Raw genomic sequence first — 11310 nt, 5'->3', positions numbered from 1 at the left:
TGGGTAGGAAACTCTAGTGCCACACGGCAGGCACTACGATTACCTCCCCAGCTGCTACATTGACACACATAGGAGGAGCTAATCCTACCCACCTGACCGTCATACGACCATCACGTGGTCATTGCATCCTCATCAAGCGTGTCATAGCCACCCTTCGGCTGAAGGGACGCTATTTGCCCTTGATAAGTGCCCCTTTGATACGTCCGCCTACGTTGCCGGCCATAGACCCAGTGGCGCCAGCTACTGCCTTACCTCCCGTATAGGCACCTTGGGCACCTCGTTGCGCCGTCTGATTGACATTGCGTCCGTACGCCCCGATACCACCACCAGCCTCTATAATCCAGCCCGCTACCGTAGGAACACAGAAGTACCCCACGATACCAATCAGGAAGAAGACAATGTAGTACCAGCTACCCGAATCAGGCAGATAGTTGGGGTCACTCAATGCTGCAATATCCTTCTGCACCATCAACACCTGTATCTTTGTGAGGAGAGCCGAGAGGACAGAGCTCACGGGTAACCACAGATAGACCGATATGTAGCGGGAAAACCAAGCCGTAAGCGACCCCGACAAGCCATCCCAAACCGCAATACCAAAGACGATTGGTCCCAGTATGCTCAGCACGATAAGAAAGAAGGTCCGGAGCGTATCAATAATCAGAGCAGCTGCATGGTATAGCAACTCTATGAGGTCATGGAGTTGCTTCATCAGCCATTGCTTTGTTTTGTAAGCAGCACGCTCGGCATACATTCCAGCGATGGTCACCGCATCGCTCGGACCGATGATCCCCATCTCCTCTATCTTTTGGTCAAAAGCTTCATTGGAAACCAAGTAAGCCGTCTCGGGGTTACGGAGATAGGCAGCCTCTTGTAGTTTGTCACGCTTAGCAATCAACTTGTCTAGTTGTACCGTCTGCTTATTGACCATTCGCTCTGTACCTTGTACCACAGGAGAGAGAATCGTATTCATCGTACCCAGCACAATCGTTGGGAAGAACATAATACAGAAGCCCAGCACAAAAGGTCGCAGTAAGGGGAAAAGATCAATCGGCTCGGCACGAGACAACGAAGACCACACCCTTACGGCTACATAGAAGAGAGCTCCTAATCCCGCAATCCCCTTGGCAATGCCCGTCATCTCTCCACAGAGAGGCATCATCTCCTGATAGGTGGAGCGGAGTAATTCATGTAGTGATGCAAAGTCCATAGATCCTAACGGCTATCTTTACGTAGTCAGTCTTACCAATATCGGCTCTCTGGATTTCCATAAAGCGCTTTGACCGATGCTAGATCATTCTTCTCGTGAGCACGTACATAGCTCACGGAGATATTCTTTCGGGTGTAGTAAGAAACAATCGATCGATACTCACGTAGTGTCGTATAGATGCGGTCTATCATCTGCATACGCTCGCTATCATTCATTGAGAACACCTTGCTCTTAGCTACAGACTTCAGCTCCTTGAGACTCTCGCCACTCAGTTCCAAGAGTTTGGCATAGCCAGCAGCCATAGCGGCTAGCTCTGTGGGGCGGAAGTTTGGGTCCGCTAGCATCTTCTTGTAGGAGGTTACATAGATCTCTGATATGTCTCCCACCATTAGGATGCACTCCTTCACCTTGTAGGCATCGCCTATAAGGTTGTTCACCTGCTTGAGTGCATCGTAGTACTTCTTGGTGTCGTTGTACAGTTTCTCCACCTCCTTAAAACCACTTAGCGTGTTTTTGACCGTCTTCGAGGCGGTAGCAATCTCCTTAATGGAGTTAGCTATGTTGCCAGCGAAGTTCCCAGGGTCGGTAACCACCCACTGAGCGTGAGCTTGAGGGATAAATAGGCTCATTGCAAAGAGAGCCATCAGCAGATACTTTTTCATTGTCACTAGGTATTTGATTGTTACTATTATTGCTTATCTCTTTTCTCTATGGCGAGTTGTCGGATGGCCGACTCAATGTCTCCTCCCAGCTGCTCCGCACGTTGCATGACTTCCAGCTTCTCTCGCTCCTCTGTCGTATAGGTGAGATACTCTTCCATACTCACCTCTGTAGCATAGACGGCACTCTGCATACCTCCCAGCCCGACCCACACCTCTTTGTAGAGTCGGTGAGGATCGTTGTTCTGATTGATTGAGAGGATTTGGCTCTTCTCCTTTTCGGAGAGACCCAGCATCGATTGGATACCATCAAACTTGGTCATGTACTTACGCTGGTCTAATAGGATCTTGCAGTCAGAGTTGTTGATGATACTCTCCTTCACTACGGGTGAAGAGATGATATCGTCTACCTCCTGCGTCACCACAATAGCCTCTCCGAAATACTTTCTGACCGTCTTGTAGAGATACTTGATGTAGTCCGCCATATTCTCCGAAGCAATCGCCTTCCAGGCCTCCTCGATGAGAATCATTTTGCGGATACCCTTCAGTCGACGCATCTTATTGATAAAGGCTTCCATGATGATAATGGTCACCACGGGGAAGAGGTCTTTATTGTCCTTCACTTGGTCAATCTCAAAGACGATAAACCGTTTAGAGAGCAGGTCTATGTTCTTATCCGAGTTCAGTAGGAAGTCGTAACGACCACCTTTGTAGTACTGCTTGAGCGTAGTCAGAAGGTTATTGATATTGAAGTCTGAGAGCGTTACCTTGATATCTCGCTGCTCCATATCCTTACGATAGACATCTCTAAGGTATTCGTAGAAGCTATTGAAGTTCGGGACAATACTAGCATCTGAGCAGATGAGTTCGATATAGGCATTGACAGCAGAGCCCAGCTCTCCAGCCTCAGTCTTGGTGACCCGCTCATCGGCACTCTTCCAAAGCGTCATCAGTAGGGTGCAGATACTCTCTCGCTTCTCTACATCAAAGAACTTGTCATCCGTATAAAAAGGATTGAAGGAGATAGGATGGTCATGGGTGTAGGTGAAGTAGACTCCATCCTCCCCCTTTGTCTTACGATGGATTAGTTCGCACAACCCTTGATACGAGTTACCCGTATCGACCAAGAGGACATGCGCCCCCTGCTCGTAATATTGTCGTACCATATGGTTCGTGAAGAAGCTCTTACCACTGCCCGAGGGTCCCAAGATAAACTTGTTGCGGTTGGTAATGATTCCTTGCTTCATCGGCAGATCAGATATGTCGAGATGTATCGGCTTACCAGATAATCTGTCTGCCATCTTAATCCCAAAGGGAGAGAGCGAGTCCTTGTAGTTGGTCTCAGCCGTGAAGAAGCAGAGAGCCGGCTCAATGAAGGTGTAGAAAGACTCTTCTGCGGGAAAGTCACCTGCATTACCCGGGATAGCTGCCCAATAGAGGGTCGCTGTATCGATGGTGTTGTGTCTAGGACGGCACTCCATCAAGGCAAGGGCAGAGCCCACATCATTCTTGACTTGTCGTAGTTCCTCTTCGTCGTCACTCCACGCCAAGACATTAAAGTGAGCTCTAATGGAGGTGAGTCCCTGAGAGTGTGCGGTGTTGAGATACTCCTGTATCCACTCTTCGTTGATTTGATTACTACGGCTGTAGCGCGCTAGAGAGTGCATATTCCTAGCTTGCTTCTCAAAGCGCTGCAAGTTCGCCTCGCTATCTTCAATGAAGATGTATTGATTGTAGATATGGTTGCAGGGGAGCATCAGCCCCACTGGAGAGGCAAAGGAGAGGCGACAGTCCGAGCGGTCTGTTGATAATCGCTCATAGCGACCATCGGTACTGACCGTAGTGGGTAGATCATCCGTATCCGAGAGCGTATGCAGGCAAAGCATATTGTCTCCCACACGTACAAGGTCTGCCCCTAAACGTATATCCTCCAATGTGCCGTGTCTGCTATCTGATAGAGAGAAGTAGCGATCTAATAGAGCAGCTTGCTCCCTAGAGCCAACTAGCTCAGCCTCGTTCATTCGAGCCAGCTTTATCAATTCGGAGTCATTGATGATGCGTTCGAACTGATCCACAGTCTCCATAAACTTCACCATCTCCTCTTCGTTGGTAATCTCTTTAGGCAGTAGATGACCTCTACAAAGCGTTGAGAAGTTACTCTGCTGTGCCATACGCTGTCGATTGCTCTTCGTGATAAAGAGGTAGACCGTGTGATGCAGATAGGGTCGCTCATTGAAGTGTCTCTCAGAGGCACGAGCGAGAAAGCTCAAAGGCTTTTCTTGACCACGCTTGCAAGTCGTATGGTAGCACTCCTTGATGAACCAATCTTGCTTGTGAACGATCGTGAAGTTGGGTAGAACCTTGATGGCTTTATGCCAAGTAGAGTGCATCGTCTCATACTCTGCAGATGTGACTGTAAAAAGCTCGGGTAGCTCCACTCGAAAAGCAACCGTCACATCAGCATCCTTACTGACAATGCACCCATGCTCTACACTCAGCAAGGGGAACTTTGACTCTAAGGTGGTTATCTTGCTTCTGTTTCTCATCATCTAGCGCTATTGAGTTGGTGAAAAAGCTGATAGACCGAACGGCGGTTCAAGAGATACCTCGGGCGTCTTCTTATCGCTCCTCGCTTCATCAATCCATATTGACCATACTTGCGATTCATGGCGAACGTTTGCCACACCACAACGGTGGCACCCACTACGCCTATGCCCAAGCAGATGATCTGACTGATGCCACAGAGATAGAGAATCACTACAAGGATGAAGATACCCAGTAACCCTCCTGCAAATAGAAAGAGGTAGTGAGCCTTCAATCCCTTGAACTCCACCGTCCGACCGACTCCTTTATTTACTTCCCAACTAGCCATTAGAGGAAGAAGCTACGCAGGATGGTAGCTGCTACGATGAGGAAGATACAAGCTCCGAACCAGCTTGCAGCTGTCTTGCTCGTATCGGGGTCTCCTGAGCTAAACTTATTGTACACCTTGACACCGCCTATCAAGCCCACCACTGCCCCAATGGCATAGATGAGCTTGGTGGCTGGGTCAAAATAGGAAGTGACCATCTTGGTCGCTTCGTTGATGCCCGCCATACCATTGCCTTGGGCAAAGGCTGTCGCACCTGTCATCATCAGGGTCAGGGCAAGCATCGCTAGGCGTTCCTTGCTAATCATTCGTCTGTTCATTGTCTATCGTTATATCAAGTTGTTAAAGAATAATCTTGCTGTTCTATTGTTGGGTTACAAGTAGTAAGAGAGCGGTTTTTCTTCTTCTCCCGCCTCTGTCTCTGCTTGGGAAGGTGCGGGTTCCTCTTCTAGCTCTTCAGCTTTCCGCAGGGTTGCAAAGAGATTGCGGTGAGCTTCCTCCACTTCTAGCGTGTACTCTTTGAGCCGATCCATAAGCTCCGTTCCTCGCAAGGTGCGGAGCGTCTGGCACACCTCCTCCTCATTTTCATTAGTCAGTGAATCCTCTTGCTTACTCCATTGGCTAATACGAGATAAATCTCTTGCTAGGATGGCTGTCGGGGAGAGTTCGGGCAGTGCTTCGCTGGCAATCTGTAACTCCTCCCGCAGGATGCTCTCCTCATCTAGATCCTCCATCGTGTAGGCGACTTGTATCTCGTTTTCTGCCTCAGGGATAGTTTCGCTTTCCGCTTCTAAAGGCTCTGTAGCGTCATCTCTTGGAGTTGACTTATCACTATCTAACTCTGCAAATGTAGCGGGATTATCGTCCGCTTTTTCAGACGAGGAACTCTTAGGAACCATAGGGAAAGATGAGGAAACAAAAGGCTTGCTCTTGCCGACCAGTTCGTCTCTCACAAGCTCCTTACGCTCTTGATTGGAGTCTGCTTTTTCCGTCTTCTCTTTCTTGGCTGCAGCCTTTCTTATAGGGTCTTGCTTAGAGCTGTTCAAGAGTCTCCGCCAATATGTGATGCCAAAGATCACCCACACAATCCCTAATAAGAGCAGTAAGCATCTCAATGTCTCTTCAATCATAGGTCAATAGTCTTATCTCGTCTCCGCTGAGAGGCGATTTGGTTTAATAGCTCCTGGTGCGTTTTCAAGTGATCCAGTATGATGTTCTCAATATAGCTTGTGATGGAGGTCTCTACACGGAGGTCACTCACCACATTTCGAAGTAGCTGTAGCACTTCGGTATGAATGCTGAAGCCAGACTTGTTGCGTCCGTCTCGTACAGATATCAGGAAACGCTCTTCGTACGCTGCAAACTCTAATGTCGATGAGCAACTCCTAGGAGTAGACTTCTTTTTGGAGCTGTGACGCTGGGATGCTTGAGGAGAGGTGGTCGGAGTTGAGGCTGTTGTCTCCTCAGTCTCTGAGACGGCATTACACTCATCTTCAAGCGTTGGATTCTCTTCAAGTGTTGGATTCTCTTCAAGCATTGGCTCCTCATCTAAATCTATCGGCTCATCAAAGTCCGGGATATTTTCTGCGGTACGCTTGGTGACCCCTATATTTGCCATCTCTCTCATCTTTGCTTGGAGCAGTCGCTCTCGCTGTTCTTTAAGTGAGCTCATACGCTTGTACCTTTTTGTAGACCTAGCTTCTGTATCACCTCTTCGACCCATTCATCCACACCTGTCTGAGGGCGTAGCGTGGTAGCTGGAGGTAGGTAAGAGCAACGAAAGACACCCTTGACACCCCCTTGAGCTAGCTCACGACTGAAGCGAACGGAATGGTAGATACGAGCGTCTAGAATCTTCAAGCCCTGCTCTTGGGCATGCTGACTGAACAGTTCGATAACCATAGTGCTGGCACTGCGATTTACTTTGTTCCAAAGCAAAAAGAGATCTTGGATTTGAGACTCTGCAAAGCCTACACCTAGCTCTTGGATTGTCTTGGCATAAGCAAAGCTTGATGCCAACGATTGCGGGTCAGCCTCTATGGGGGAGATGATATAGTCCATCATAATGGATAGTTCCATCATAGCACTGGTAGCAACGTGACCAGGAAAGTCGAATATAACGAGTTGGGGAGCTATTGGTGCTTTACTCAAGTATTGCTCTGTATTGCTTATCGCTTGCTCTAGATTACTTCGGATAATCTGGTAAGACTTCTTCCCATATTGGGCAAGTCGCTCGTGAAGTGCCTTCCCTATATCTGGAGAGGTCCCAATAAGATCTCTGTCACGTTCTCGGAGCTTGAAAAATGACTCCTGTGTGCCATCGCAGTCCACTACGACAAGAGGGATATCCTTCTCGTAGTATAAAATAGATGCTAGCACTTCGGCTAGCGTACTCTTACCGACTCCTCCCTTTTGTGAAGCGAAGCCTAAGTAGAGCGGGCGGCTGTTTGATCTGTCCATATCGTTCTTTGGTTACTACTTGTGTTATAAGCCTATGGGGCGATTGTTTCACTCTAGATCTGACTCAAGAGTTAGGTTTTGACTCAGCTCAAAATTGACTCAGCTCAAGAGTTAGGTTTTGACTCAACTCAAAATTGACTCAGTTCAAGAGTTAGGTTTTGACTCAACTCAAAATTGACTCAGTTCAAGAGTTAGGTTTTGACTTAGCTCAAGATTGACTTAGCTCAAGAGTTAGGTTTTGACTTAGCTCAAAATTGACTTAGCTCAAGAGTTAGGTTTTGACTTAACTCAAGATTGACTTAACTTATGACTGAGTTTGGTTGCAAAATAACTAGCTCTTAACCTAAGTCTCAACCTCTAGTGAAGCATGAGGAAAAGGAGTGAAATCACAGGAATGTCGTTTATAGTGAATTAGTTACAAGGTCGCTGTAACTTTGCAGACAGATAGAAGTCGTGGAGCTTTTCTCCCCGAAGTAGACACCCCCGAGGGGTGGATACTTCATCGTATCACTTGTTGATATTGGCAAGGTGTGTCTTTGTCCGACAAACTCCGTTTCTGCCGACAAAGCCCCTTGCCCCGAAGGGGAGAGAATTACTCCAAAGTCGTAATTAGATAAGGATAAAAACAATGAATGGAAAGATAGAGCGATGGGACAGATGGGATACCCGTCTTCCCAACCCGAAAGACCAGCAACGAGCGATTGACTTGTTCCATAAATCAGGGGCGGAAACGAAGTCCGACTTCGTGCGGGCAAGGATATTGGGGGAGCATTTCAAGGTGATAACGGTAGATAAGTCTGCCGTGGAGTACTATCGTAAACTCTCCGAATTGACTGCCCAGATACATAAGATAGGAGTGCTGTATAATCAAGCTGTACGTGCCATCAACAGCTATCATAGCGTGAAGACTGCTCAGATACTGCTTGAGAAGCTGAAGCAACTATCAGCTCAGATCATTACTTTGCAGGAGCAGGCTATCTCTCTGACCATTGATTACCGCAAGTAATGATTGCCAAGATTTCAGCAACGGAGAACCTCGGGGGTGCACTCGGCTACAACTTTAAGAAGGTGAATAAGAAGGAAGCGACACTTCTGCTGGCACATGGCTTGTACCAAAACAGAGCGGGCGAATATACGATGTCGGAGGTACTTGCAGATATGCAGGCATTGATACCCGAAAAGTGTAGAACAAAGAAAACTGTCTTCCATTGCTCGCTCAATCCCCATCCAGACGAGAAGCTATCCGATGAAACGCTCTCGCAGATAGCTAAGGAATATATGGTGGCTCTGGGCTATGGTAAGCAACCCTATATTGTGTTCAAGCACAATGATATTGCCCGTGAGCATATACACATTGTATCGCTAAGGGTAGACGGTGATGGTCGAAAGATCAATGACAAGTTTGAAGGCAGACGGAGCAAGAAAATTACGGATGCGCTGGAGAAGAAGTACCATCTAATTCCCAGCACAGAGGTTACAGACAAGCCACTACAAGAGCTCTCAAAGGTGGATATGGCAAAAGGAAATATCAAAAAGCAAGTAGCATCTATAGCTCGTTCTGTTCTGAAGCATTACCGTTTCTGTTCCTTGGGAGAACTCAATGCCATTCTTACCCAATACAATCTTGCCGTAGAAGAAGTCAAGACAGAGTTTCGAGGCAAGAAGTACGATGGACTGGTCTATGTACCGACTGATGATAAAGGCGATAAGGTAAGTACACCCTTCCATGCCTCGGAGATTGGTCGTGGTGTGGGCTATACAGCCGTACAGAATAGGATGCAACAATCTAAGCAAGCTATCAAGCCACTGATACCAGCCGTAAAGGAGAAAGTCTTACAAGTAATGCGTACTTCTCCCCAGACAGAGGAAGCACTGCGACATCGATTGGAGGAGCAAGGTTTGCGAACGGTTATCCGAAAGAATGAGAGCGGGCGCATCTATGGTATTACGTTCATAGACGATGAGAATGGCATTGCTCTCAATGGCTCCCGACTAGGCAAGGGGTACTCGGCCAACACATTTAATGCCTACCTCTCCAACCCGACCTACAATCCATTTATGGATAAAACATTGTATGGCACTTCTTCCGCTCAATTGAAAGAAGAAGCCCCAACTGTTCAACCGTTACAGTCAGATGCGGACGATGGAGACAACCTTGTCGATGAACTGGTAGATGACATTGTCGGTGACCTCCCGCTCGGTAGTAGCAACGATGATTGGAAAGAAGCGGCTTGGCAACGGAAACTTCGCAGACAGAGCAAGGTTCATCTCAGACGAAGGAAGAGGTAAGTCAAGGCATGGTATGATAAAGAGGACGGCATCGCACTCTTCACGGAGAAAATTGGAAATAGAGACGGGGGAAAGAAGAAATCTCCACGGAAGGACAAAGTGATAGTTCGGAAGAATGAAATCAAACTTCGGAAGAATGGAATGAAACTTCCGAGGAAATAGATCGCCCCTCCGTGGAAAATAGAAAATGGTCACGTAGGTATCTACTGTTTTCTCTGTGAAGATACAGTTCGGTGAAAAGGGAAAGCAGCGAAGCTTACGCATTTGATTTTGACGAAATAGTGATTAGACAACGATTAAACAACAGATAACTATGGCACAAGAAGATGATTTGAGAGCATTGGGCAAGATTATGGACTTTATGAGAGGGATCTCTGTACTATTCCTTCTCCTCAACTGCTATTGGTTTTGCTATGAAGCATTCCACACCTGGGGCTTTACGCTCTCGGTACTCAATAAGATTCTGATGAACTTTCAACGGACAGCAGGGCTCTTCTCCTCGATTCTCTGGACGAAGCTCTTTTGTGTGCTGTTCCTTGCCCTTTCTTGCTTAGGAACTCGTGGAGTTAAGGAAGAGAAGATTACTTGGGCTAAGATTTGGACGGTTCTGACTATCGGCTTTGTGCTATTCTTCCTCAATTGGTGGCTGCTGGCACTTCCGATTGGAGTTGTTGGTGCAGCTTCGCTTTACATATTCACACTCTCTGTGGGGTATATTTGCCTGCTGATGGCTGGTGTATGGATGAGTCGCCTGCTGAAAAACAACCTAATGGACGATGTATTCAATACGGAGAATGAGAGTTTCATGCAGGAGACGAGACTGATGGAGAACGAGTACTCGGTAAATCTTCCTACACGCTTCTATTACAAAAAGAAGTGGAATAATGGCTGGATTAACGTAGTCAATCCTTTCCGTGCCTCGATGGTGCTCGGTACACCGGGGTCGGGTAAGTCCTACGCCATTGTGAACAACTATATCAAACAGCAGATAGAGAAAGGCTTTGCCATGTATATCTACGACTATAAGTTCCCCGACCTATCGGAGATTGCTTACAATCACTTACGAAATCACCTTGATGCTTATGAGGTGAAGCCCAAATTCTATGTGATTAACTTTGATGACCCACGTAAGAGTCATCGTTGCAATCCGATTAACCCTGCTTTTATGACCGACATCTCCGATGCGTACGAATCGGCATATACGATTATGCTTAATCTCAACCGAACGTGGATACAGAAGCAGGGGGACTTCTTTGTGGAGTCGCCAATCATTCTGCTTGCAGCTATCATCTGGTATCTGAAGATTTATGAGAATGGAAAGTACTGCACCTTTCCACATGCTATTGAATTCCTCAATCGTCCCTACTTTAACTTTGCAGAGTGAAAAGAAATCGACCCGAGATTAGGTCAGTTGAACGGGTTGTTCTTACCTTTGTTGTAGTGAGGTAAGGACAGCAACCAGAGGGTAATCTATCGTCCCTACGAGGCTTCGAGCCTAAGGTCTGTTATAGACCCTCTGGAGTTCAGCTACTTGAGACTCATTAGAAAGTGAGGCCTAGAGCCTAATTAAAGTAATAGTCTAATGTAGCCTAGCTGGTCCTTATCAATAATCAGATACAAAGTTATGGAATATCACTTTATCGGCATCGACGTTTCCAAAGAAAAACTGGATGCTACCCTGATTCGCTACGAATCAGAATCAGACAGCGAGCAGCAGCTCGCCTACACCACTGTAGAAAACAACCCTAAGGGGTTCCGGAGCCTCGTCTCTTGGAGCAAGAAGAACGCTGGTCGAGGAGTCAAGACCGACACCATGCTTTTCTGCT

Annotated in this window: 10 protein-coding genes and 2 pseudogenes; 4 read left to right on the top strand and 8 right to left on the bottom strand. The window is 47.2% G+C overall.

Annotation, left to right across the window (positions count from 1 at the left end):
- Positions 1-169: 169 nt before the first annotated feature.
- From traJ to PORUE0001_RS01535, 8 genes are all read right to left on the bottom strand, one after another.
- Positions 170-1207, bottom strand: coding sequence for a conjugative transposon protein TraJ (traJ, locus tag PORUE0001_RS01570; RefSeq protein WP_007364700.1), 1038 nt, complete (start codon positions 1205-1207; stop codon positions 170-172).
- 32 nt (positions 1208-1239) lie between these two features.
- Positions 1240-1869: a DUF4141 domain-containing protein gene (locus tag PORUE0001_RS01565; RefSeq protein WP_004330928.1), complete on the bottom strand. Its 630-nt coding sequence runs from the start codon at positions 1867-1869 to the stop codon at positions 1240-1242.
- A gap of 26 nt (positions 1870-1895) precedes the next feature.
- Positions 1896-4412 carry a TraG family conjugative transposon ATPase gene (locus PORUE0001_RS01560; RefSeq protein ID WP_007364697.1) on the bottom strand — a complete coding sequence of 839 codons (2517 nt, stop codon included), beginning with the start codon at positions 4410-4412 and terminating at the stop codon, positions 1896-1898.
- On the bottom strand, positions 4412-4738 hold the full coding sequence (locus PORUE0001_RS01555; protein WP_007364695.1) for a DUF4133 domain-containing protein: 327 nt from the start codon (positions 4736-4738) through the stop codon (positions 4412-4414). Before PORUE0001_RS01555 ends, PORUE0001_RS01560 begins: the two co-directional genes overlap by 1 nt.
- Entirely contained in the window at positions 4738-5043 is a 306-nt protein-coding gene (locus PORUE0001_RS01550) for a DUF4134 domain-containing protein (protein ID WP_004330933.1), read from the bottom strand. Before PORUE0001_RS01550 ends, PORUE0001_RS01555 begins: the two co-directional genes overlap by 1 nt.
- 66 nt (positions 5044-5109) lie before the next feature.
- Positions 5110-5865: a hypothetical protein gene (locus PORUE0001_RS01545; protein ID WP_007364696.1), complete on the bottom strand. Its 756-nt coding sequence runs from the start codon at positions 5863-5865 to the stop codon at positions 5110-5112.
- Positions 5862-6407 carry a DUF3408 domain-containing protein gene (locus tag PORUE0001_RS01540; RefSeq protein WP_039865274.1) on the bottom strand — a complete coding sequence of 182 codons (546 nt, stop codon included), beginning with the start codon at positions 6405-6407 and terminating at the stop codon, positions 5862-5864. The genes PORUE0001_RS01545 and PORUE0001_RS01540 overlap by 4 nt, the downstream gene beginning before the upstream one ends.
- Complete coding sequence (locus PORUE0001_RS01535) at positions 6404-7195, bottom strand: ParA family protein (RefSeq protein ID WP_007364701.1); 792 nt, start codon at positions 7193-7195, stop codon at positions 6404-6406. The genes PORUE0001_RS01540 and PORUE0001_RS01535 overlap by 4 nt, the downstream gene beginning before the upstream one ends.
- Positions 7196-7823: 628 nt before the next feature.
- Here PORUE0001_RS01535 and PORUE0001_RS01530 point away from each other — a divergent pair.
- The 4 genes and pseudogenes from PORUE0001_RS01530 to PORUE0001_RS01515 form a co-directional block, all read left to right on the top strand.
- Complete coding sequence (locus PORUE0001_RS01530; RefSeq protein WP_039865271.1) at positions 7824-8201, top strand: hypothetical protein; 378 nt, start codon at positions 7824-7826, stop codon at positions 8199-8201.
- A complete protein-coding gene (gene mobB / locus PORUE0001_RS01525; protein ID WP_007364694.1) occupies positions 8201-9484 on the top strand; it encodes a conjugal transfer protein MobB in 1284 nt (427 codons plus the stop codon). The genes PORUE0001_RS01530 and mobB overlap by 1 nt, the downstream gene beginning before the upstream one ends.
- A 313-nt stretch (positions 9485-9797) precedes the next feature.
- A pseudogene (locus tag PORUE0001_RS01520) lies at positions 9798-10850 on the top strand (YWFCY domain-containing protein); the annotation flags it as partial.
- Between the two features lie 258 nt (positions 10851-11108).
- A pseudogene (locus tag PORUE0001_RS01515) lies at positions 11109-11310 on the top strand (IS110 family transposase); the annotation flags it as partial.

It is taken from the genome of Porphyromonas uenonis 60-3 (assembly GCF_000174775.1).
GTDB lineage: Bacteria > Bacteroidota > Bacteroidia > Bacteroidales > Porphyromonadaceae > Porphyromonas > Porphyromonas uenonis_A.
The sequence above is the reverse complement of the archived record's forward strand: the minus strand, read 5'-3'. Positions and strand labels throughout refer to the sequence as shown.

Coding starts and splice junctions, on each gene's coding strand:
- traJ (WP_007364700.1), bottom strand. CDS start 1,207: ATGGACTTTGCATCACTACATGAATTACTCCGCTCCACCTATCAGGAG.
- PORUE0001_RS01565 (WP_004330928.1), bottom strand. CDS start 1,869: ATGAAAAAGTATCTGCTGATGGCTCTCTTTGCAATGAGCCTATTTATC.
- PORUE0001_RS01560 (WP_007364697.1), bottom strand. CDS start 4,412: ATGAGAAACAGAAGCAAGATAACCACCTTAGAGTCAAAGTTCCCCTTG.
- PORUE0001_RS01555 (WP_007364695.1), bottom strand. CDS start 4,738: ATGGCTAGTTGGGAAGTAAATAAAGGAGTCGGTCGGACGGTGGAGTTC.
- PORUE0001_RS01550 (WP_004330933.1), bottom strand. CDS start 5,043: ATGATTAGCAAGGAACGCCTAGCGATGCTTGCCCTGACCCTGATGATG.
- PORUE0001_RS01545 (WP_007364696.1), bottom strand. CDS start 5,865: ATGATTGAAGAGACATTGAGATGCTTACTGCTCTTATTAGGGATTGTG.
- PORUE0001_RS01540 (WP_039865274.1), bottom strand. CDS start 6,407: ATGAGCTCACTTAAAGAACAGCGAGAGCGACTGCTCCAAGCAAAGATG.
- PORUE0001_RS01535 (WP_007364701.1), bottom strand. CDS start 7,195: ATGGACAGATCAAACAGCCGCCCGCTCTACTTAGGCTTCGCTTCACAA.
- PORUE0001_RS01530 (WP_039865271.1), top strand. CDS start 7,824: ATGAATGGAAAGATAGAGCGATGGGACAGATGGGATACCCGTCTTCCC.
- mobB (WP_007364694.1), top strand. CDS start 8,201: ATGATTGCCAAGATTTCAGCAACGGAGAACCTCGGGGGTGCACTCGGC.